Origin of the sequence: Pseudomonas sp. ef1, assembly GCF_007293365.2 — a bacterium.
In the GTDB taxonomy this organism is placed as follows: domain Bacteria; phylum Pseudomonadota; class Gammaproteobacteria; order Pseudomonadales; family Pseudomonadaceae; genus Aquipseudomonas; species Aquipseudomonas siliginis.
In genome coordinates this window covers 1102339-1127457 of sequence record NZ_CM129815.1, presented here as the reverse complement: position 1 = coordinate 1127457, position 25119 = coordinate 1102339, and the positions used below count along the sequence as shown (strand labels likewise).

The 25119-nt window shown below is 61.2% G+C and carries 8 protein-coding genes; 2 read left to right on the top strand and 6 right to left on the bottom strand.

Going from position 1 to position 25119, the window contains the following annotated elements; genetic code table 11:
* Window positions 1-5 precede the first annotated feature (5 nt).
* The 6 genes from FEE99_RS05275 to FEE99_RS05250 all read right to left on the bottom strand — a co-directional run bounded on the left by FEE99_RS05275 (window position 6) and on the right by FEE99_RS05250 (window position 7927).
* On the bottom strand, window positions 6-872 hold the full coding sequence (locus tag FEE99_RS05275; protein ID WP_041477414.1) for an ABC transporter permease: 867 nt from the start codon (window positions 870-872) through the stop codon (window positions 6-8).
* A gap of 20 nt (window positions 873-892) precedes the next feature.
* Window positions 893-1753, bottom strand: a complete 861-nt coding sequence (locus FEE99_RS05270) for an ABC transporter ATP-binding protein (RefSeq protein WP_041477413.1) — start codon at window positions 1751-1753, stop codon at window positions 893-895.
* 17 nt (window positions 1754-1770) lie between these two features.
* Complete coding sequence (locus tag FEE99_RS05265) at window positions 1771-2667, bottom strand: TauD/TfdA dioxygenase family protein (protein ID WP_041477412.1); 897 nt, start codon at window positions 2665-2667, stop codon at window positions 1771-1773.
* Between the two features lie 360 nt (window positions 2668-3027).
* Complete coding sequence (locus tag FEE99_RS05260) at window positions 3028-4395, bottom strand: HlyD family type I secretion periplasmic adaptor subunit (protein WP_024011116.1); 1368 nt, start codon at window positions 4393-4395, stop codon at window positions 3028-3030.
* Window positions 4385-6541, bottom strand: a complete 2157-nt coding sequence (locus FEE99_RS05255; RefSeq protein WP_041477411.1) for a type I secretion system permease/ATPase — start codon at window positions 6539-6541, stop codon at window positions 4385-4387. The genes FEE99_RS05260 and FEE99_RS05255 overlap by 11 nt, the downstream gene beginning before the upstream one ends.
* A gap of 33 nt (window positions 6542-6574) precedes the next feature.
* A complete protein-coding gene (locus tag FEE99_RS05250; protein ID WP_041477410.1) occupies window positions 6575-7927 on the bottom strand; it encodes a TolC family outer membrane protein in 1353 nt (450 codons plus the stop codon).
* A gap of 361 nt (window positions 7928-8288) precedes the next feature.
* Here FEE99_RS05250 and FEE99_RS05245 point away from each other — a divergent pair, with 361 nt between their 5' ends.
* A complete protein-coding gene (locus tag FEE99_RS05245; protein WP_064361047.1) occupies window positions 8289-24527 on the top strand; it encodes a LapA family giant adhesin in 16239 nt (5412 codons plus the stop codon).
* Window positions 24528-24676: 149 nt separating this feature from the next.
* Window positions 24677-25015: a hypothetical protein gene (locus FEE99_RS05240; RefSeq protein ID WP_016772279.1), complete on the top strand. Its 339-nt coding sequence runs from the start codon at window positions 24677-24679 to the stop codon at window positions 25013-25015.
* The last annotated feature ends 104 nt before the right edge of the window (window positions 25016-25119 follow it).

Genomic DNA, 25119 nt, shown 5'->3' with positions numbered 1-25119 from the left:
AGACCTCAGCGCTGCATACCCCAGCGCTTCACCGTCACCCGCTCAAGGGTGGCAAACACCAGATTCTCCACCAACAGGCCAATCAGGATCACCACCGCCAACCCGGCAAACACCTTGTCGGTGTACAGCTCATTGCGATTCTGGAAGATGTACCAGCCCAGCCCGCCCTTGCCGCTGGTCGCGCCAAACACCAATTCGGCCGCGATCAACGTACGCCAGGCAAACGCCCAGCCAATCTTCAAACCGGCGAGAATCGACGGGAGTGCCGCCGGGATCAGGATGAACAAGACCAGGCGCAAACCCTTGAGGCCATAGTTGCGCCCGGCCATGCGCAGCGTCTCGGACACACCGAGAAATCCGGCATAGGTGTTCAGCGCCAACGCCCACAACACTGAATGCACCAGCACGAAAATCAGACTGTTCTGCCCCAAGCCAAACCAGAGCAGCGCCAGCGGCAGCAGGGCAATCGCCGGCAACGGGTTGAACATTGAAGTCATGGTGCTGAGCAGATCACGTCCCAACTGGGTCGAGACCGCCAATGTTGTCAGGGCAAAGGCGAGGACAATGCCGATCAGGTAGCCTTTGATCAGCACCACCAGCGAGATCCACACCTTGGCCAGCAACTCGCCACTGAGCAGCCCGTCGAACAGGGCCTGCGCGGTTTGCAGAAAACTCGGCAGCATCAGGTCATTGTTCTGAATCCGCGCGACCACCTCCCAGATGATCGCCAGCACAATCAGGATCAGGCTTTTGCGCAACCAGCCCTGTTGCCACAGGCGCGTGCCAAGCGGCAACTCGCGCTCGACCGGCACTGCGGTCAGCGGCTCGAGCACGGTTTCGAATTCTTCACGCACGGATGATGAATGGCTCATCGGGTAGTCCTCCTGGCCGCTCAATAGGCGATGCGAATGTCGTTGAAGTCGTGATCACGTTCGGTCTCCGGCGCCTGGCCCTCATCGAACAGCAGACGATGAATGCGCCGCGCCGACTCCTGAAACGCCACGCCGCCGAGGCTGTGCAGATCGTATTGATGGCTGTGCACTTCGGCGCGCACCCGGCCTGGATGCGGTGACAGCAAGAGGATGCGATTGCCCACCACCAGGGCTTCTTCAATCGAATGGGTGACGAACAACAAGGTGAAGCGCACCTCTTCCCAGAGCAGCAGCAACTCTTCCTGCATCTTGCGGCGGGTCAACGCATCGAGTGCAGCGAAGGGTTCGTCCATCAAAAGAATTTTTGGTTGCATGGCCAACGCCCGGGCGATCGCCACCCGCGCCTTCATGCCGCCGGACAAGGTGTGTGGATAGGCGTCGGCAAACGCCGCCAGACCGACCTTTTCCAGGTAGTGTAGCGCACGCTCTTCGGCGTCTTTCTTGTTCAAGGTGCGCGAGGCCAGCAGCGGGAACATCACGTTCTGCTTCACGGTTTTCCACGGCGGCAACTGGTCGAATTCCTGAAACACCACAATGCGATCCGGCCCCGGCGCATCGACACGCTGGCCTTGCAGGCGGATCTCGCCTTCGCAGGGCTGGATGAATCCGGCGACCGCTTTGAGCAAGGTCGATTTCCCGCAACCGGACGGGCCGAGCAGGACGAACCGATCAGCCGGGTCGACGGCGAAACTGACTTGATGGGTAGCGCGCACCACTCGCTGCGGCGTGCGGTATTCGAGGCTGACGTGATCGACGGCCAGCAACGCTTCGCTGTGGGCGATCGGGTTGCTGGCCGCGTGGCCTGGCAAAGGGGCGTTCATGGTCGATCTCCGGCAAATCAGAAAGGCGCATCGCCCTGAATGGTCGTGCGATACAGCTTGCGGCGCAGGTGCGCAGGACAGCCGGCGGCGAGATGGATCAGCGAACGGTTGTCCCAGAACACCAGATCATGCGGCTCCCATTGATGGCGGTAGATATTTTGCGGCAGCACGCTGTGAGCGAAGAGTTCGCCGAGCAACTGACGACTTTCGTCTTCCGGCAGACCGATGATGCGCGTGGTGAAGCCTTCGCTGACGAACAAGGCCTTGCGGCCGTTTTCCGGATGGGTGCGCACCACCGGATGCACCACTTCGGCGACCTGAGCCAGTTGCTCTGGGGTCAGGGTCGGGCGCCAGTTGCCTTCGAACTTGGTTTCGCTGTAGCGCGCCGTGTAGGAATGCGCGGCAAAGCGCCCTTCAACCGCATTGCGCAACGCAGCCGGCAGGTTGTCCCAGGCTTTGTGCATGTCGGCAAACAGCGTGTCGCCGCCCTCGGCGGGCAGTTCTTGGGCGTGCAGCATCGAGCCGAGACTTGGCAGCTCTTTATAGGAGAGATCGGAATGCCAGAACTTGCCGGCGTCTCCGAGACCGATGTTCTGGTCGTTCTCGATGATGTTGGAAACGATGAGGATTTCCGGGTGATTGGCCAGCAGGAATTGTTTGAGCACGTGGATCTGCAACACGCCGAAACGGCGGCTGAAATCGATTTGCTGTTGCGGGGTGATCTGCTGATCGCGAAAGACCACGACGTGGTGATCCAGGTGCGCGCGGTGAATGCGCGCGAAGTCCTGATCATTGACCGGCCGGCTGAGGTCAAGGCCAACGATCTCGGCGCCGACGGCACCGCTGAAGGGGCGAATTTCGAAGATTTGCGGCGCGGCAGTTGCGGCGCTTTCGGTGGCAGTAGCGGCGGACATCAATCATCTCCCACGCACGGCGCGCTCACGGACGCGCTCGTCGATCAGACACTCACGCTGGATTGCGTGTCGGTTCAGGTCGTGCGGCGCGCCGATTGGTCGGCAGGTACGCAGGTGGGTGACTTTATAGCTATAAGAATTGGAAATTAAATACCGTTAATGAATAACGATATGGCGAATGGTGAGGGGGTGGAGTGACGATTTGTGTCACTTACCGACAGATATGTAGGGTCTGAGCGAACGCCATCGCGGGCAAGCCCGCTCCCACAGGGTCCTAATATGGACTCCAGATATTTGTTCAACACACATAACTGTGGGAGCTGGCTTGCCAGCGATGAGGCCAGCAAGGCCACCGAAGATCTAGCGCTCGTGCAACGCCTCAGCCCGCGCGCGAATGATCGGCTTGAGCAAATAGCTCAACACCGATTTCTTGCCAGTGATGATATCCACCGAAGCGACCATCCCGGGAATGATCAGCAAAGGCTTTTCATCCGTGCCCAAGTGGCTGCGCTCGGTGCGCACCTTGATCACGTAATAAGTGGTTTTCTTGTCTTCGTCGGTGATGGTATCCGCACCGATCTGCTCCAGCTGTGCCTTCAGGCCGCCATAAATGGTGTAGTCATAGGCGGTGAATTTGACGATCGCTTCCTGACCCGGATGCAGGAACGCGATGTCCTGCGGGCGGATCTTGGCTTCGACCAGCAGGGTGTCGTCCAGCGGCACGATTTCGACCATGTCGCTGCCCGGCTGGATCACACCGCCGATAGTGTTGACCAGCAACTTGTTGACGATACCCCGCACGGGTGAGGTGACCAGCGTACGGCTGACGCGGTCTTCCAGCGCCTTGCCGGTGGCCTGGGCCTTGTTCAGATCGGTGCGCGCTTCGTTGAGTTGGGTCAGCGCTTCGCTGCGGAATTTGCCGCGGGTTTCGTCGATCTTGCGCTGCACTTCCTTGATCGCCGATTCGGCGCGCGGAATGGCCAGCGTGGTCGCGTCGAGCTGGCCACGGGTTTCCACTTCGGCACGCTTGAGGCGCAACACTTCCACCGGCGAGACCGCGCCCTGCGCCACCAGCGGCTCGGACATGTTGATTTCCTGACGCTGCAAGCCGAGCTGCTGACGGTACTGCGCCTGCTTGGAGCTGAACTCACGCAGCTCCTGCTGACGCTGGATCAACTGCTCCTGCAAGCCTCCGATTTCATCGTGCAACTGCTGACGGCGGCTGATGTACAGCGACTCTTCGCTTTTCGCCTGGCCCGGCACGGCTTTGAGCACGTCCTCGGGGAAATTCAGCGGACGATCATCGACTTCCGCGCTCAGACGCTCGACCCGCAGCAACATCGACAGGCGATCAGCCTCGGTTTCGCCGACGTTGGAAGCAAAACGTGTGTCGTCGAGACGAATCAGCGGCGCGCCGGCCTCGACGATCTGGCCCTCCTTGACGAACAGCTCGGAGACGATACCGCCCTCCAGGTTCTGGATTTTCTGAATCTTCGACGACGGAATCGCCTTGCCGTCGCCCTTGGTCACTTCGTCGATTACGGCGAAGTTGGCCCAGAGCATGAGGAACACGAAGAAGCCGATGATCGCCCAGATGGTCAGGCGCACGACGCGCGGGGCGTCTTCGATCAGCGCCTTGTTGACCTCCGGCAGCGGCTGGCCCTGCAGCGAGGCAGAGCCCTTGAAGTAGCGACGGATCGACTCCTTGACACCGGACTTAAGCAACACTGATCTGCCCCTTCTTCAACGCTTCCATCACGGCGGCTTTCGGGCCGTCGGCGAGAATCTGCCCGCGATCGATCACCAGCAGGCGATCGACCAGCGACAACAGCGATGCCCGATGCGTGACCAGCACCACGGTCTTGTTTTCAATCACTGCTGCGAGGCGGTGCTTGAGGCGTTCTTCGCCGGTGTTGTCCATCGCACTGGTTGGCTCATCCATCAGCAAGATCGGTGGATTGAGCAACAGCGCCCGGGCCAGGGCGACGTTCTGCCGCTGACCGCCGGAGAGGTTTTGCCCACGCTCGCCGACTTGCAGCTCGTAGCCTTGCGGGTGCAGACGGGCGAATTCGTGGACGCCGGCCAGTTCGGCGGCTTGCAGCACCAGCTCGTCTTCGACGTAACGCGCGCCGGACACCAGGTTGTCACGCAGGGTGCCGGACAGCAGCTGAATGTCCTGCGGTACGTAGCCGATGTTGTAGCGCAGTTCGCTGACGTCGATCTGGCGGATGTCCACGCCGTCGACCAGCAAGGCACCGTCGTCCGGTTGGTACAGGCCCACCAGCAGTTTCGCCAGCGAACTCTTGCCCGAGCCGCTGCGGCCGATGATGCCGATCTTCTCGCCGGGACGGATGACCAGGTTGATGTTCTTGAGCGCAGGGTTCTGCTGGTCCGGGTAGGTGAAGCTGAGCTGACGGCATTCGATCGCACCCTGCAAAACCTTGCGGCTTAGCGGACGCTCTTCGAAATTGCGCTCCTGCGGCAGCTCCATCATCTGGTCGACCGAAGTCATGGTCACCCGCGCCTGTTGATAGCGCGTGAGCAGGCCGGACAGCGACGCCAGCGGGCTCAGCGCACGACCACTGAGCATGTAGCAGGCAATCAGCCCGCCCATGCTCAGGTTGCCGGCGATGATCTGGTAAACGCCGAAGACGATCATGATCACCCCGGCCAGTTGCTGGATCAGCAAGGTGATGTTCATCGCCAGACCGGAGAGCATTTTCACTCGCAGCTCTAGGCGGCTGAGGGTGCCGATGGTCTGCTCCCACTGATACTGGCGCTCGCTTTCGGCGTTGTTGACCTTGACCGCGTCCAGACCGGCGAGGGTTTCGATCAGGCTCGACTGGCGCTCGGCGCCCAGCGCCATGGTCCGTTCCATGGTCGCGATCAACGGCTTCTGCAAGGCGTAGCCGATCAGCAGGGCAATCGGGAAAGCCAGCACCGGAATCCACACCAGATGCCCGCCGAGAATGGCGATGACGATGAAAATCAGGATGGTGAACGGCAGGTCGATCAGGCTGGTCAGGGTCAGCGACGCGAGAAAGTCGCGCAGGCTCTGAAACTCATGGATGTTCTGGGCAAAGCTGCCGACCCGCGCCGGGCGGTATTTCATCGCCATGCCGACAATTCGCTCGAACAGCGTGGCGGAGATGATCAGGTCGGTTTTCTTCCCGGCCAGATCCAGGCACAGGCTGCGCAGGCTCTTGAGGATCAAGTCGAAGATGTAAGCGCCGGTGATGCCCAGCGCCAGCACCCAAAGGGTTGCTTCGGCCTGGTTCGGCACTACGCGGTCGTAGACGTTCATCACGAACAGCGGCGCGGCCATGGCGATGATGTTGATCAGAAAACTGGCGGCGATCGCATCGGCATACAGCCAGCGCGAACGCTTGAGGGTGTCGCGAAACCAGGAGCGTGCACGCGGGATCAGCGTGCCGTGATTGACGTCGAATTTGTGCTGCGGCTGGGCGAAGAACACTTTGCCGGTGTAATCGTCGCTCAGCAGTTCGCGGCTGACCACCGATTCGCCGCCATCGCTTTCGCTGAGCAGCACGCGTGCTTCATTGTCGCCCTGCCAGCCGAGCAGAACGGCGCTGCGGCCATCCTTGAGCAGCAACAGCGCGGGCATGGCGATCGCCGGAATTTCTTCGAGTTTGCGCTGCAACACCCGCCCCTGCAGCCCGGCGCGAGCCGCTGCGCGCGGCAGCAACTCGACACTCAAACGTTGTTTGGGCAGCGGCAGGCCGGTGGTCAGCATCGCCGCGCTGGCAGGCTTCTGGTGCAGCATGCACAGGGCGAGCAGACCATCCAGCAACGGATCGTCATGCAACGCGCGTGGATCATGGCTGAGTTGAACTCGACTGACTTCTGATTCCACGCTCGACACTCTTTAACAGTTGGAAGGGATAACTCAGTTCATCCCAGGCAGCTGGACCTTGGGCTTCACGTCGTTCTGCACAACGGATGCCAACGGCGCGACCACTCCCTGGCTTTTGAGCAATTGGCCCATGGTCGCCTTGATTCGGTACTGAGTAAATAACTGAATGTTCTTGATTTCCGCCAGACGTCGCGAGGCGGTGAACAGCTCGTTCTCGCTGTCGAGCAAGTCCAGCAGGGTGCGTTCGCCGAGGCTGAATTGACGCTGGTAGGCGGTACGCACCGAGGTGCTGCGATCGACGTATTGCTGGGCGATCGGCACTTGGGCGTTGGCATTGTTCAGCGCGTTCCAGGCGAGGCCGAGCTCTTCATTCAACTGACGCAGGGCGTTGTTGCGGATGTCCAGCGCCTGGTTGGCCAGGTACGACTTGGATTCCAGATCGGCCCTGTTGCTGCCGCCGGAATACAGGTTAAAACGCATGCGCAGCATGGCCTGCCATTCGTTGTTGTGGCCGTTCTGACCATCGAGATCGTTGTCGGCGGAGCGGCCCAGTTCGGCGTCGAAACGCGGGTAGAAGGTCGATTTGGCGGTGGCGAACTGCTTCTCGGCAGCGGCGATGTCCGACTCGGCGGAACGCAGGATCGGGCTGTTTTCCAGCATTTGCGCGCGGGCTTCATTGAGGTTGGCCGGCATCATCGCCATGAACGGCGCCGGGCGCTCGAGCTGGTCGGGCATCTGGCCGACGGCGCTGAGGAAGTTGGTTTCCGCATCGGCGAGGTTGGTCTGCTCGGTGATCAGGTTGTTGCGGGCCTGGGCCATACGGGCTTCGGCCTGATCAAGGTCGGCACCGCTGCCGACACCGCGCTGGGTGCGTAGCTGGATCTGATCGTAGATGCGCTGGTGGCTCTTGAGGTTTTCCTCGGCCAGACGCACGAATTCGCGACGGGTCAGCACGTCCAGATACACCTGGGCGACAGTCAGTGCAGTACGCTCGGAAGTGCCCAGCAGTGAGTAAGCACGGGAGCTGACGTTGGCTTGTTGACGCGCAACTTCGTTAGACGTCGCGAAACCGTCAAAAACCATTTGCGAGAGACGTAAACTTGACTCGCTGCGGTTCAACGTCTCCCAGTGATTGCTTCCACCGTTCGCTCGCGTGGTCACACTGTCAGTGCCTTCACGGCCATAACCGCCCAGCAGATCGACCTTGGGCAGGTATCCCCCTTTCGCAGCCTTTAACTGATAATCCGCCGCCAATCGACTGTTGACCCCCGCCTGAATCTCCGGATGGACATCCAGCGCTTGTTGCATGGCTTCTGGTAAGGATTGTGCTTGTACAAAAGAGGCGGCGAGAGCGAAGGGAGCGGCAAGGAGCAAAAGCGAACGCATGGTTGGAATTTTCCCGGAACTTCTTGTCTTGAATCACAGCAGAAACGTGGTGCTGCGTCGGATGATGGCAACCCGAAAGACCGTATGTCGGAAAGTTCAAAACAGGAACTGGATGACAGGCTGAAGGACAGGTCGCCGCGGAAATATCAATGTGACATTAGTGGGGCGATTGTTTAGGATGGCTCCCAGAAGGTCAATAGTTTGGCATAAAGTTAATCGCGATAATTTATAGCCAGATTATTGACGGAAATACAGCGTCAATAAGTTATCCATTTATAGAAAGTACGTCCAGACTGAAGTGGCGCCGACGCCCGTCAGGTCCATGGAAGTCAACTGAATGTGACACCCCGGAGAGTCTTCAATGAGCAGTGTTGTTGCCGTCGTCAAAAGCATTGTCGGTCAGGTTTTCGTGGTGTCCCCAGAGGGCGTGCGTCGCGTACTCGTTGAAGGCGATCGCCTGTATGTCGGCGACCAGATCGATACCGGTCTGTCCGGCGCGGTGTCGCTGGAACTGGCCGATGGCCGCATGCTCGATCTGGGCCGTGACACCCAGTGGAGCGCCAGCTCGCCTGACTCCAGCACTGACCTGGCCGAAGCCACGGCGCAGGCTGCGCCTTCTGTAGAAGAACTGCAGCAAGCCATCGCCGCCGGTGTCGACCCGACCACCGCACTCGAATCCACCGCGGCCGGCCCGACCGCCGCAGGTACCGGCGGTGCGGCCGGTGGTGGTCACAGCTTCGTCATGCTCGACGCCACCGCTGGCCGCGTCGATCCGACCATTGGCTTCCCCACGGCGGGCATCAATTCTGCCGGGCAAGTCGCGCAGGACACCACCGGCGGCCTGACCACCGACACCACCACCAACGCACTGCGTGACTCGACCCTGAGCCTCAGCGCCACGCCGACCATCACCGAAGCCGGCGGCGTGCTGGTGTACACCGCGACCCTGACCCAGGCGCCGCTGACCGACCTGATCATCACCCTGTCCAACGGCGCAGTAATCGTCATTCCCGCCGGCGCCACCACCGGCACCGTCAACGTGCCGCTGGCACCGAACGACACTGTCTATAACGACCCGACCCAGATCGACGTGACCGTCACTGGCACCAGCGGCGGCAACGGCATCACCGTGACCCCGCCGACTATCCCGGCGACCACGCAAGTCACCGACACCGTCGACACCACTACCGTCACGTTGACGGCTGGTTCGAGCGTGACCGAAGGCGGCCAGATTACCTATACGGCGACTTTGACCAACCCGGCGCAAACTCCGGTAACCGTCACGCTGTCGAACGGCTCGACCATTACCATTGGCGCTGGCCAGACTACCGGCACCGTCAACGTGCCGACCCCAGCCAATGACGTTTACAACAATGGCAGCACCGTTACGACCACGATCACCGGGGCTACCGGCGGCAACTTCGAAAATCTGGTGCCGAACCCGACACCAGCCGTTACCACCATCACAGATTCGGTTGATAACACCGGCCTCACGCTGACCGCGACCAACAACATCGTCGAAGGCGGCCAGATCACTTACACCGCGACGTTGACCAACCCGGCACAAACCCCGGTAACCGTCACTCTGTCCAACGGTTCGACCATCACCATTGCAGCCGGCGAAACCGTCGGCACCGTCAACGTGCCGACTGCGGCCAACGACGTCTACAACAATGGCGGCACCGTCAGCACCACGATCACTGGCGCAACCGGCGGCAATTTCGAAAACCTGGTGCCAAGCAACACGCCTGCGGTCACCACGATTACCGATTCGGTCGACAACACCGGCCTGACCCTGACTGCGACCAATAACATTGTTGAAGGCGGTCAGATCACTTACACCGCCACCCTGACCAACCCGGCGCAAACCCCGGTAACTGTCACTCTGTCCAACGGCTCGACCATCACCATTGCTGCCGGCGAGACCGTCGGCACCCTCAACGTGCCCACAGCGGCCAATGACGTCTACAACAATGGCAGCACCGTCAGCACCACCATCACTGGCGCAACTGGCGGCAACTTCGAAAACCTGGTGCCTAACACCACACCAGCCGTGACCACGATCACAGATTCGGTCGATGACACTGGCCTGACCCTGACCGCGACCAACAACATCGTTGAAGGCGGTCAAATCACTTACACCGCGACGCTGACTAACCCGGCGCAAACTCCGGTCACCGTCACGCTGTCGAATGGCTCGACCATTACCATCGCGGCCGGCGAAACCGTCGGTACCGTCAACGTGCCAACAGCGGCCAATGACGTCTACAACAATGGCAGCACCGTCAGCACCACGATCACAGGCGCCACCGGTGGCAATTTCGAAAACCTGGTGCCAAGCAACACGCCTGCAGTCACCACTATCACTGATTCGGTTGATGACACCGGCCTGACCCTGACTGCGACCAACAATATCGTTGAAGGCGGTCAAATCACTTACACCGCGACACTGACCAACCCGGCGCAGACGCCGGTGACCGTCACCCTGTCGAACGGTTCGACCATCACCATCGCGGCCGGCGAAACCGTGGGCACCGTCAACGTGCCGACTGCGGCCAACGACGTCTACAACAATGGCAGCACCGTCAGCACCACGATCACTGGCGCTACCGGTGGCAATTTCGAAAACCTGGTGCCAAGCAACACGCCTGCGGTCACCACCATCACCGATTCGGTGGATGACACTGGCCTGACCCTGACAGCGACCAACAATATCGTTGAAGGCGGTCAGATCACTTACACCGCAACGTTGACCAACCCGGCGCAAACCCCGGTAACCGTCACTCTGTCCAACGGCTCGACCATCACCATCGCGGCTGGCGAAACCGTGGGCACCGTCAACGTGCCGACTGCGGCCAATGACGTCTACAACAATGGCGGCACCGTCAGCACCACGATCACTGGTGCAACCGGTGGCAATTTCGAAAACCTGGTGCCAAGCAACACGCCTGCAGTCACCACTATCACTGATTCGGTTGATGACACCGGCCTGACCCTGACTGCGACCAACAATATCGTTGAAGGCGGTCAAATCACTTACACCGCGACACTGACCAACCCGGCGCAGACGCCGGTGACCGTCACCCTGTCGAACGGTTCGACCATCACCATCGCGGCCGGCGAAACCGTTGGCACCGTGAACGTGCCGACTGCGGCCAATGACGTTTACAACAATGGCGGCACCGTCAGCACCACGATCACTGGCGCTACCGGTGGCAATTTCGAAAACCTGGTGCCAAGCAACACGCCTGCGGTCACCACCATCACCGATTCGGTGGATGACACTGGCCTGAGCCTCAGCGCCACCGGTTCCGTGGCCGAGGGTGGCCAGATCACCTACACCGCCACGCTGACGAATCCGGCCGGCACCCCGGTAACCGTGACCCTGAGCAACGGCTCGGTGATCACCATTGATGCCGGCAAAACCACCGGTACCGTTACCGTTCCAGCGCCTGCCGATGACGTCTACAAAGACGCCGGCCAGGTCGAAGTCAGCATCAAGGACGCCACCGGCGGCAACTTCGAAAATCTGGTGCCGAACACTACGCCAGCAGTGACCGAAATCACTGACACCGTCGATACCTCGACGGTGAAGCTGACCGCAGACACCTCGGTTGCCGAAGGCGGCACCGTGACTTACACCGCCACCGTCGGCGCGCCAGTCACCGGTTCGCCTGTGGTCGTGACGTTGGCCAACGGCCAGAACATCACCATTGGCGTCGGCCAGACCACTGGCTCCATCACCTACACCGCACCGAACGATGCCTTGACCGGCAACGCTCCGCTGACCAATTCGATCACTGGCGTAAGCGGTGGCAACTACGAAAATCTGGTGGCGGACAAAACTCCAGTTTCGACCACCGTCACCGACGTTGCCGACACCACCAATCTGTCGCTGAGTGCGACCGCTTCCGTCGCTGAAGGCGGCCAGATCACTTACACCGCCACTTTGACCAATGCTGCTGGTTCGTCAGTGACCGTGACCTTGTCGAACGGCGCCGTCATCACCATCAAGGCAGGCGAAACCAGCGGTAATGTGATCTTCCCGGCTCCGTCCGACGACGTCTACAAAGACGCCGGTTCCGTGCAGGCCACCATCACCAGCGCCACCGGCGGCAACTTCGAGAACCTCGTTCCGAGCACCACGCCAGCGGTCACTCAAGTCACCGACACCATCGATACCTCGACGGTCAAATTGACCGCCGACACCTCGGTCGCTGAAGGCGGCACCGTCACCTACACCGCCACTGTCGGCGCACCCGTCACCGGCTCGCCAGTTGTCGTGACCCTGGCCAACGGCCAGAACATCACCATCGCCGTCGGCCAGACCACCGGCAGCGTTACCGCCCCGGTATCGAATGACGTGCAGATCGGTCACGCACCGCTGACCAACTCGATCACCAACGTCAGCGGCGGCAACTTCGAAAATCTGGTCGCCGACAAGACCCCGGTCAGCACCACTGTGACCGACACCGTCGACACCACCAGCGTCGCGCTGACTGCCACCGGCAACGTCAACGAAGGCGGGCAGATCACCTACACCGCTACGCTGAGCAACCCGGCCGGCGCGCCTGTGACCGTGAATCTGAGCAACGGCTCGGTCATCACCATTGAAGCCGGCAAGACCACCGGCACCGTGACCGTTCCGGCACCTGCCGATGACGTCTACAAAGACGCCGGCAAAGTCGAAGTGACCATCAAGGACGCCACCGGTGGCAACTTCGAAAATCTGGTGCCGGATACTACGCCTGCGGTGACCAATGTTGCCGACACGGTCAACACCACGCACCTGACCCTCAGCGCAGAAAGCTATGTGCTCGAAGGCTCTACGATCACTTACACCGCAACGCTGACCAACGCCGCGCAGACGCCGGTGACCGTCAACCTGAGCAATGGCCAGACCATCACCATCGAAGCCGGCAAGACCAGCGGTTCGGTGACGATTGCCGCACCGAGCGATGACGTCTACAAGGACGTCAGCAAGCTCACCGTAACCATGACCGATGCCAGCGGCGGCAACTTCGAGAAACTCGACGTCAGCAAGACCCCGGTCAGCACCACGGTCAACGACACCGTCGACACAACCGCACTGACCCTGACTGCCAGCGATACCGTCAGCGAAGGTGGCCAGATCACCTACACCGCGACCCTGAGCAACCCGGCCGGCTCGGCCATGACCGTGACCTTGGCCAACGGCGCGGTGATCAACATTGCCGCTGGCGCGACCAGCGGCTCGGTGAATTTCCCGGCGCCCGCCAACACCCCGTACATCGATGGCAGCAACGTGCGGACGGCGATCGCCAGCCACAGCGGCGGCAATTTCGAGCGCGTCGAGGCCGATCGTTCGGCTGTGGTGACCAAAGTCACCGACGCCGTCGACACCACCAACATCAGCCTGAGCGCCACCGGCAGCGTTGCCGAGGGCGGCTCGATCGTCTACACCGCCACCCTGAGCAATCCGGCCGGCACCGCCATGAGCGTGACCCTGAGCAACGGCGCGGTGATCAACATTGCCAAGGGTGCGAGCACTGGCACTGCGACCGTCGCTGCGCCTGGCGATGATGTGTACAAGGACGCCGGCAAGGTCGATGCGAGCATCACCAAGACCAGCGGCGGCAACTTTGAAAATCTGGTGATCGACAAGACGCCTGCGGTAACTGATGTCACCGACACCATCGACAACAGCACCGTTGCGCTGACCGCCAGCGCCAGCGCGGTAGAAGGCGGCGTGGTTGTCTACACCGCGTCCGTGACCGCACCGGTCACCGGTTCGCCAGTGCTGGTGACTCTGTCCAACGGCCAGACCATCACTATTCCGGTCGGCGCCAGCAGCGCCAGCGTCAACTTCACCGCGCCGAACGATGCACAGGCCGGCGGCAACACTCTGAGCGTGAAAATCGACGGCGCCAGTGGTGGCAATTACGAAAATCTCGTCGCCGACCAAACCCCGGCGGTGACCTCGGTAACCGACGTCGCCGACACCACCAACCTGTCGCTGTCCGCGACCGGTTCCGTGGCCGAGGGCGGTTCGATTGTCTACACCGCGACCCTGAGCAACCCGGCCGGTACCCCGGTGACCGTTAATCTGAGCAACGGCGCGGTGATCACCATCGAGGCCGGCAAATCCACCGGCACCGTCACCGTTCCGGCACCTGCCGACGACGTCTATAAAGACGCTGGCAAAGTTGAAGTCACGATCAAGGACGCCACCGGCGGCAACTTCGAAAACCTGGTGCCAAGCACCACGCCAGCGGTCACCGATGTCACCGACACCGTCGACACCTCGACGGTCAAACTGACCGCCACCGAAACCGCGGCCGAAGGTGGCACCGTCACCTACACCGCCACCGTCGGTGCGCCGGTCACCGGATCGCCTGTGGTCGTCGCCCTGGCCAATGGTCAGAACATCACTATCGAAGTCGGCAAGACCAGCGGCAGCGTGAGCACCACCGCGCCGAACGACGTCCTCGCCGGCCACGCGCCGCTGACCAACTCGATCACCAACGTCAGCGGCGGTAATTTCGAAAATCTTGTCGCCGACCAGACCCCGGTCAGCACCACCGTGACCGACACCGTCGACACCACCAACCTGTCGCTCAGCGCGACCGGCGCGGTGAACGAAGGCGGCCAGATTACCTACACCGCAACCCTGAGTAACGCCGCCGGCACACCGGTCACCGTGACCCTGTCGAACGGTGCGACTATCCTCATCGAGGCCGGCAAAACCACCGGCACCGTGACCGTCGATGCACCGAAAGACGACGTCTACAAAGACGCCGGCAGCGTTGAAGCGACCATCCAGAGCGCAACCGGCGGCAACTTCGAAAACCTCGTCACCAGCACAGCGCCGGCGGTGACCACGGTCAACGACACCATCGACACCACCACCGTGTCGCTGAGCGCCACTGCGAACGTCGCTGAAGGCGAAACCGTGGTCTACACCGCGACCGTGGGCGCGCCAGTGACCGGTTCGCCGGTCACCGTCAGCCTGTCCAACGGCCAGACCATCACCATCGCCGTTGGCGAAACCACCGGCAGCGTCAACTACGTCGCGCCGAACAGCCCGCTGGCGGGCGGCAGCTCGTTGAGCGTGACCATTGATGGCGCCACGGGTGGCAATTACGAAAAACTGGTGGTCGACGGCAAGTCCGCAGACACCGTGGTTTCCGACACCACCGACACCACCAATCTGAACCTGACCGCCAGCGATTCGGTCGCCGAAGGCGGCCAGATCACCTACACCGCAACGCTGACCAACCCGGCCGGCACACCGGTGACCGTGACCCTGTCGAACGGCGCCACGATCACTATCGATGCAGGCAAAACCACCGGCACCGTGACCGTCGACGCACCGAAAGATGACGTCTATAAAGATGCCGGCAAAGTCGAAGTGACCATCGAGGGTGCGACCGGCGGTAACTTCGAGAACCTGGTGCCAAGCGCGGTTCCAGCGGTGACCAATGTCACCGATACCATCGACACTTCGACGGTCAAACTGACCGCCGATACTTCGGTCGCTGAAGGCGGCACCGTGACTTACACCGCCACCGTCGGCGCGCCAGTCACCGGCTCGCCTGTGGTCGTGACTCTGGCCAACGGTCAGACCATCACCATCGGCGTCGGCCAGACTACTGGCACCGCAACCGCTGTTGCTGCGAACGATGCGTTGGCCGGGAATGCTCCGATCACCAACTCGATCACTGGCGTGACCGGCGGCAATTTCGAAGATCTGGTTGCAGACAAAACTCCAGTTTCGACTTCTGTCACCGACGTTGCCGACACGACAAATCTGTCCTTGAGCGCCAGCAATTCGGTGGCGGAAGGTGGCCAGATCACTTACACCGCGACCCTGACCAATGCCGCAGGCTCGCCTGTGACAGTCACCTTGTCGAACGGCGCTGTCATCACTATCAAAGCAGGCGAAACCACCGGCACCGCAACCGTTCCTGCACCGTCCGACGACGTTTATAAAGACGCCGGCTCCGTGCAGGCGACGATCACCAGCGCTACCGGTGGCAACTTCGAGAACCTGGTACCAAGCACTGCTCCGGCCGTGACGACAGTCACCGACACCATCGACACTTCGACCGTCAAACTGACTGCTGATACTTCGGTGGCTGAAGGCGGCACCGTGACTTACACCGCCACCGTCGGCGCGCCAGTCACCGGCTCGCCTGTGGTTGTGACTCTGGCCAATGGTCAGAACATCACTATCGCTGTTGGTCAGACTTCCGGGACTGCGACTTTCACCGCGCCGAACGACGCGTTGGCAGGTAATGCTCCGCTGACCAACTCGATCACTAACGCGACCGGCGGCAATTTCGAAGATCTGGTTGCAGACAAAACTCCAGTTTCAACTTCTGTCACGGACGTTACCGACACCACCAACCTGTCGCTGAGTGCGACCGGTTCCGTGGCCGAAGGTGGCTCGATCGTTTACACCGCTACGCTGACCAACGCCGCTGGCTCGCCAGTGACCGTGACCCTGTCGAACGGTGCTGTGATCACCATCAAGGCTGGCGAAACCAGCGGTAATGTGACCGTTCCGGCACCGTCCGATGACGTTTACAAAGACGCCGGTTCCGTCCAGGCGACGATCACAAGCGCTACCGGCGGTAACTTCGAGAACCTCGTTCCGAGCACTACGCCTGCGATCACCCAGGTCACCGACACCATCGACACTTCGACCGTCAAACTGACCGCCGATACTTCGGTCGCCGAAGGCGGCACCGTGACTTACACCGCCACCGTCGGCGCGCCAGTCACCGGCTCGCCAGTGGTTGTGACTCTGGCCAATGGCCAGACCATCACCATCGGCGTCGGCCAGACCACTGGCACCGCAACCACTGTTGCTCCGAACGATGCGCTCACCGGCAACGCGCCGATCACCAACTCGATCACAGGCGTGAGCGGCGGCAACTTCGAAGAACTGGTGGCGGACAAAACACCGGTTTCGACCACTGTTACGGATGTTAACGACACCACCAATCTGTCGCTCAGCGCCAGCAATTCGGTGGCTGAAGGTGGCCAGATCACTTACACCGCGACATTGACCAATGCTGCTGGCTCACCAGTGACCGTAACCTTGTCGAACGGCGCTGTGATCACCATCAAGGCTGGCGAAACCACCGGCACCGCAACCGTTCCTGCACCGTCCGACGACGTCTACAAAGACGCCGGCTCTGTGCAGGCGACGATCACTAGCGCTACCGGTGGCAAGTTCGAGAACCTCGTTCCGAGCACTACGCCTGCGATCACCCAGGTCACCGACACCATCGACACTTCGACCGTCAAACTGACCGCCGATACTTCGGTCGCCGAAGGCGGCACCGTGACTTACACCGCCACCGTCGGCGCGCCAGTCACCGGCTCGCCAGTGGTTGTGACTCTGGCCAATGGCCAGACCATCACCATCGGCGTCGGCCAGACCACTGGCACCGCAACCACTGTTGCTCCGAACGATGCGCTCACCGGCAACGCGCCGATCACCAACTCGATCACAGGCGTGAGCGGCGGCAACTTCGAAGAACTGGTGGCGGACAAAACACCGGTTTCGACCACTGTTACGGATGTTAACGACACCACCAATCTGTCGCTCAGCGCCAGCAATTCGGTGGCTGAAGGTGGCCAGATCACTTACACCGCGACATTGACCAATGCTGCTGGCTCACCAGTGACCGTAACCTTGTCGAACGGCGCTGTGATCACCATCAAGGCTGGCGAAACCACCGGCACCGCAACCGTTCCTGCACCGTCCGACGACGTCTACAAAGACGCCGGCTCTGTGCAGGCGACGATCACTAGCGCTACCGGTGGCAAGTTCGAGAACCTCGTTCCGAGCACTACGCCTGCGATCACCCAGGTCACCGACACCATCGACACCTCGACCGTCAAACTGACCGCCGACACTTCGGTGGCTGAAGGCGGCACCGTGACTTACACCGCCACCGTCGGCGCTCCGGTCACCGGCTCGCCAGTTGTGGTAACTCTGGCCAACGGCCAGACCATCACCATCGGTGTCGGCCAGACTACTGGCACTGCAACCGCTGTTGCTGCGAACGATGCGCTGACCGGCCATGCGCCGATCACCAATGCGATCACCAACGTCAGCGGCGGCAACTTCGAAGATCTGGTGGCGGACAAAACTCCAGTTTCAACTTCTGTCACGGACATTACCGACACCACCAACCTGTCGCTGAGCGCGACCGGCTCCGTGGCCGAAGGTGGCTCGATCGTTTACACCGCTACGCTGACCAACGCCGCTGGCTCGCCAGTGACCGTGACCCTGTCGAACGGTGCTGTGATCACCATCAAGGCTGGCGAAACCAGCGGTAATGTGACCGTTCCGGCACCGTCCGATGACGTCTACAAAGATGCCGGTTCGGTGCAGGCGACGATCACAAGCGCTACCGGCGGTAACTTCGAGAACCTGGTACCGAGCACTGCTCCGGCCGTGACGACAGTCACCGACACCATCGATACGTCGACCGTCAAACTGACCGCCGATACTTCGGTGGCTGAAGGCGGCACCGTGACTTACACCGCCACCGTCGGCGCTCCGGTCACCGGCTCGCCAGTTGTGGTAACTCTGGCCAACGGCCAGACCATCACCATCGGCGTCGGCCAGACTACTGGCACTGCAACTGCTGTTGCTGCGAACGATGCGCTGACCGGCAACGCTCCGATCACCAACTCGATCACTGGCGTGAGCGGCGGCAATTTCGAAGATCTGGTGGCGGACAAAACTCCAGTTTCGACTTCTGTCACCGACGTTACCGACACGACAAATCTGTCCTTGAGCGCCAGCAATTCGGTGGCGGAAGGTGGCCAGATCACCTACACCGCGACCCTGACCAATGCCGCAGGCTCGCCTGTAACCGTGACCCTGTCGAACGGTGCTGTCATCACCATCAAAGCAGGCGAAACCACCGGCACCGCAACCGTTGCGGCCCCGTCCGATGATGTCTACAAAGATGCCGGCTCCGTGCAGGCGACGATCACCAGCGCCACCGGTGGCAACTTCGAGAACCTGGTACCGAGCACTGCTCCAGCCGTGACGACTGTCACCGACACCATCGATACCTCGACAGTCAAACTGACCGCCGATACATCGGTGGCTGAAGGCGGCACCGTGACTTACACCGCCACCGTTGGTGCGCCAGTTACTGGCTCGCCTGTGGTCGTGACTCTGGCCAACGGCCAGACCATCACCATCGGCGTCGGTCAGACTACCGGCACCGCAACCGCTGTTGCTGCGAACGATGCGTTGGTCGGTAATGCTCCGATCACCAACTCGATCACCAACGTCAGCGGCGGCAATTTCGAAGATCTGGTGGCCGACAAAACTCCGGTCTCGACTTCTGTCACCGACGTTACCGACACGACAAATCTGTCGCTCAGTGCCAGCAATTCGGTGGCTGAAGGTGGCCAGATCACTTACACCGCGACACTGACCAACGCCGCTGGCTCGCCAGTAACCGTGACCCTGTCGAACGGTGCTGTGATCACCATCAAGGCTGGCGAAACCACCGGCACCGCAACTGTTCCGGCACCTTCCGATGACGTCTACAAAGATGCCGGCTCCGTCCAGGCGACGATCACTAGCGCTACCGGTGGCAATTTCGAGAACCTCGTACCGAGCACTGCTCCAGCGGTGACGACTGTCACCGACACCATCGATACCTCGACCGTCAAATTGACCGCCGATACTTCGGTGGCTGAAGGCGGCACCGTGACTTACACCGCCACCGTCGGCGCGCCAGTCACAGGTTCGCCAGTGGTGGTCACTTTGGCCAACGGCCAGACCATCACCATCGGCGTCGGCCAGACTACCGGCACTGCAACCGCTGTTGCTTCGAACGATGCACTGACCGGCCACGCTCCGATCACCAACTCGATCACTGGCGTAACCGGTGGCAACTTCGAAAACCTCGTCGCCGACAAGACTCCGGTCAGCACCACCGTGACCGACACCGTCGACACCACCAATCTGTCACTGAGCGCAACCGGCTCCGTGGCCGAAGGTGGCCAGATCACCTACACCGCGACACTGACCAACGCCGCTGGCTCGCCTGTGACCGTCACCCTGTCGAACGGCGCCGTGATCACCATCAAGGCTGGCGAAACCACCGGCACCGCAACCGTTCCGGCCCCGTCCGACGACGTCTACAAAGACGCCGGCTCCGTGCAGGCGACCATCAGCAAAGCTACCGGTGGCAACTTCGAAAACCTGGTACCGAGCACCACGCCAGCAGTGACCAGCGTCACCGACACCATCGACACCACCACCGTAAAACTGAGCGCAACCGCCACAGCGGCCGAAGGCGGCAACGTTGTCTACACCGCGACCGTCGGCGCGCCAGTCACCGGTTCGCCAGTTGTCGTGACGTTGGCCAACGGCCAGAACATCACCATCGCCGTCGGCCAGACCACCGGCACGGTAACTGCCGTCGCACCGAACGATGCGTTGACCGGCAACGCTCCGATCACCAACTCGATCACCAACGTCAGCGGCGGTAACTTCGAAAATCTCGTCGCCGACAAGACTCCGGTCAGCACCACCGTGACCGACACCGTCGACACCACCAATCTGTCACTGAGCGCAACCGGCTCCGTGGCCGAAGGTGGCCAGATCACTTACACCGCGACATTGACCAACGCCGCAGGATCGCCTGTGACCGTGACCCTGTCGAACGGTGCCGTGATCACCATCAAAGCGGGCGAAACCACCGGCACCGTGAACGTTCCAGCGCCAGCTGACGACGTCTACAAAGACGCCGGCACCGTGCAGGCGACCATCAGCAGCGCCACCGGTGGCAACTTCGAAAAACTGGTACCGAGCACCACGCCAGCGGTGACCAGCGTCACCGACACCGTCGACACCACCACCGTCAGCATCACTGGCAGCAGCTCGGTGACCGAAGGCCAGACCGCCAGCTATACCGTGAGCCTCAATCACCCGGCGCAGACCGAAGTGACCCTGAAAATCGTCTACAGCGGCACTGCTGCCGACGGTTCGGACTTCACCGGCGTGTACACCGTGAAGATCCCGGCGGGCGCCAGCAGCGCGCAGTTCAACGTCGCCACCCTCGATGACAAGATCACCGAAGGCACCGAGAACTTCGTGGTCAAGATCGATTCGGCTACCGGCGGCAACTTCGAGAACCTCGCGGTCAGCAGCACCAATGGCAGCGTCAGCACCTCGATCATCGACAACGATGCGCCACCGGTGCTCGATCTGGACGCCAACAACTCCAGCGGTGCGACCGGTGCCGATTACAAGGTGACGTTCACCGAGAACACCCCGGGCGCCGGCGTGTCGATCGCTGACACCGACATCAGCATCACCGACCCGGACAGCACGATGCTGACCGGCGCCACTGTGGTTCTGACCAACCGTCAGGACGGCGATGCGCTGAATCTGGGCAACAGCGTCAACGGCATCACCATCAATGCCAACAGCACCAACGGCACGGTGACCCTGACCCTCTCGGGTAACGCGACCCTGGCCGACTACATGCAGGCCATCAAGAACATCAGCTTCACCAACAGCAGCGAAAACCCGAGCACCGTGCCACGCGTCATCACCGTGACGGTGACTGATGGCGGCAATTACTCCAACACCGCGACGACTACGGTCAACGTGGTGGCGGTCAACGATGCACCGGTCGCTGCGCCAAACAATGTCACCGGCACCGAAGACACGCCGCTGGTACTCGGCTGGTCGACCTTTGGCGTCAGCGATGTCGACAGCCCGGCGAGCAGCCTTGGTATCAAGATCACGCAGCTGCCGGGCGAGGGCAAACTGCAGTATCTGGACGGCTCGACCTGGAAGGATGTTGCCAACAACCAGACCTTCAGCAAGGCCGACATCGACGCCGGCAAGCTGCGCTTCCTGCCGGATGCCAACGAGTCGGGCACCAACGGTTACGGCGGCACCGGTCTGGGCAACAATCAGGCGGACTACGCACAGATCAAGTTCCAGCCTACCGATGGCCAGGCGCTGGGCAGCACCGGCACGGTGAAGATCGACATCACGCCAGTGGCGGATGCGCCGACCGTAGCCGTGGCTGATAACAGCGTTAAATCCACCGGCCTGATCAAGGAAGTCTGGACCGGTCTCTCGGGGCTGGGCACTGACGGCAGCGGGGCGAATTCGACCACCCTGAAAAACGTGATCGACGCCGCCGGCAAACCGAACTCCAGCGGCAACGTCACCAACGTGCAGTCTGACGGCAGTGTCGCCGCCGGTACGGCGTCGAAGACCTCTGGCCTGATCTACCTGGAAGCCGGCAAGACCTACAGCTTCAGCGGCGTGGCCGATGACAGCCTACTGATCACCATCGGCGGCAAGAACGTGGCGTCGGGTACCTGGGGCGCGGGCGGTGCGATCAATGGTTCGTTCACCCCGACCACCAGCGGTTATTACACGCTCGACATCTACCACCACAATCAGAGCGGCCCGGGCAGCTACGACGTCAACCTGTCGGTCAACGGCGGCACGCCGATTGACCTCAGCAACGCCGGCGTGCCGATCTACACCGGTGTGCAGGATCTGATCAACTCGGGCGTGACCGTCTCCGATCTGCACGGCACCAACGGCGAAGGTTATTACGACGGCTACAAGCTCAACACCGGCGCTGAAGGCACCACGGTGAAACTGTCGGCAATCAGCACCGCGCTGACCGACACCGACGGCTCGGAAACCCTGAGCGTGAAGATCAGCGGCGCACCGGTCGGTTCGGTGCTCAGCGATGGCGCGGGGCATACCTTCACCGTTACCGCGAGCAATGGCGAAGCCAACGTCACCGGCTGGAACCTCGGCTCTCTGACCGTGACTCCGCCGACCTACTACAACGGCCAGTTCAACCTGACCGTGACCTCGACGTCCACCGAACAGGTCGGTGGCTCCGCGAGCAGCACCGCGACCATTCCGGTCACGGTAGTGCCTGCGGTGTACAACGCGGTCACCGCCACCTCGGGTGATGACAACGTCATCGGCACCGACGCCAACGACATCATCGTCGCTGACATCGGCGGCCTGACCGTGGTGCCGGGCACCAACTACAACATCGCGTTCATGGTCGACAGCTCGGGCAGCATGAGCACTTCGTCGCTGAACGCCGCGAAAGACTCGCTGACCTCGGTGTTCAACAGCCTCAAGCAAAGCCTGGGCGGCAGCAACTCGGGCACGGTGAACATCTTCCTGGTGGACTTCGATACCCAGGTCAACAAGTCGGTGTCGGTGAATCTCAACGACCCGAATGCGCTGACCTTGCTCAAAGCCGTACTCAACTCGATGGGCTCCGGCGGCGGTACCAACTATGAGGACGTGTTCAAGACCACGGCCAACTGGTTCCAGAGCGCCGACGCAGTGGCCAACACCGGGGCGAAGAACCTCACGTACTTCATCACCGACGGCCAGCCGACTTACTACCAGACCGGCGAGCAGACCAACCCGACGCTGTATGGCAACGTGAAACTCGACAGCGTGGTGAACACCAGCAACTACAAGCAGGGCGACACGTTCAGCACCTACATCGACAACTCGCACTACCTGACCATCAACAGTGCCGGCAGCGTTGTGCTGCAAACCTACAACTCGTGGTGGGGCTGGAGCAGCGAGACTCTGGGCACGATTCATGCGCAGGGCGACGGTACTTATGAATTGTCGAACCTCGCGGGTACCGGCAACAGCACCAACTCGTCGACGACCAGCAACTCGACCAGCGGCTTTGCCTTGTTGAGCGGGTTGTCGAGCGTCGAAGCCATTGGCCTGAACAACGACGTCAGCCTCAACGACCTCAAGCCGTACGATTCGGACAAAACGCCGCAAACCAACATCGATCCGAAGGATCTGGCCAACTCGATCATCGGCCATACCGAAGCGACGATGCCGGGTAACGACACCGTCAATGGTGGCGAAGGCAACGACATCCTGTTCGGCGATCTGGTCAGCTTCAACGGCATTGCCGGCGAGGGTTACCAGGCGATGCAGGCGTTCGTCGCCAAAGAGACCGGCGTCGATGTCAGCAAAGTCACCACCAGCAACGTGCACCAGTACATCACCGAGCACTATCAGGCGTTCGATGTATCCGGCGCGCACGATGGCAACGACACGCTGCTGGGTGGCGCAGGCAATGACATCCTGTTCGGCTCGGGCGGCACCGACCTGCTCGACGGCGGCAAAGGCAATGACATCCTGCTCGGCGGCACCGGCAACGACACGCTGATCGGCGGTCAGGGCAATGACATCCTGATTGGCGGTTCCGGTGGCGACACCTTCGTCTGGAAATCAGGCGACACCGGTAGCGATGTGATCAAGGATTTCAAAGCCAGCGAAGGCGACCGCATCGACCTGCGCGACCTGTTGCAGGGCGAGACCGGCAGCACGATCGACAACTTCCTGAAGATCACCACAGTGGATGGCACGTCGTCGCTGCAAGTCAGCTCGGCGGGCAAATTCAACTCGGGCGATGCCGCTGCGGCCACGCCGGACGTGACGATCAAACTGGAAGGCAACAACTGGGCGAGCGCCAACCTGCACAACCTGATTGCCGGCAGCGATCCGACCATCAAGGTCGATCACAACAACAGCTGAGGCTGAAACAACGACGGCCGCCTCCTGTGAGGCGGCCGTCGCGTTTGCTGGCAACGCAGCGGTGACGATTTGATCGGCGCCCCGCATACTGGCGCGCAGTTGGCTATGCTGCTGACAGCATGACGCTGTTCATTTGTGAGGGATGCTCAATGTTTTACGTGCAACGCGATGCGCAAGGCCAGTTGATTCGCGTGGAAGCTGCGGCGTACGCCGAGGCCACGGAAACGCTGCCCGCCGATAACCATGAGATTCAGGCGTGGTACGCCAACGAAGCCGTGGAAAACAGCCTCAAACAGCTCAAGCAGAGCGACTTTGAAATGATTCGGGTACTCGACGACCTGATTCAGGTGCTGACCCAGAAAGGCGTGATCCGCGTCACTGACCTGCCAGCGGCGGCCCAGGCCAAACTGATGGATCGTACCCAGGCACGTGAAGCGCTGGGCGGGTTGAGCCAGTTGATCGATGAGGATGAGGGCGGGTTGATCTGATCCTGGATCTTCACCGACTGGACTGGCCCTTTCGCGAGCAGGCTCGCTCCCACACTGATCGTTCCCACGCTCCGCGTGGGAATGCATCAAGGGACGCTCCGCGT

Bases quoted from the DNA above. Each gene is read 5' to 3' on its own strand.
- FEE99_RS05250 (WP_041477410.1), bottom strand. From the start codon at position 7,927: ATGCGTTCGCTTTTGCTCCTTGCCGCTCCCTTCGCTCTCGCCGCCTCT.
- FEE99_RS05245 (WP_064361047.1), top strand. From the start codon at position 8,289: ATGAGCAGTGTTGTTGCCGTCGTCAAAAGCATTGTCGGTCAGGTTTTC.
- FEE99_RS05270 (WP_041477413.1), bottom strand. From the start codon at position 1,753: ATGAACGCCCCTTTGCCAGGCCACGCGGCCAGCAACCCGATCGCCCAC.
- FEE99_RS05265 (WP_041477412.1), bottom strand. From the start codon at position 2,667: ATGTCCGCCGCTACTGCCACCGAAAGCGCCGCAACTGCCGCGCCGCAA.
- FEE99_RS05275 (WP_041477414.1), bottom strand. From the start codon at position 872: ATGAGCCATTCATCATCCGTGCGTGAAGAATTCGAAACCGTGCTCGAG.
- FEE99_RS05240 (WP_016772279.1), top strand. From the start codon at position 24,677: ATGTTTTACGTGCAACGCGATGCGCAAGGCCAGTTGATTCGCGTGGAA.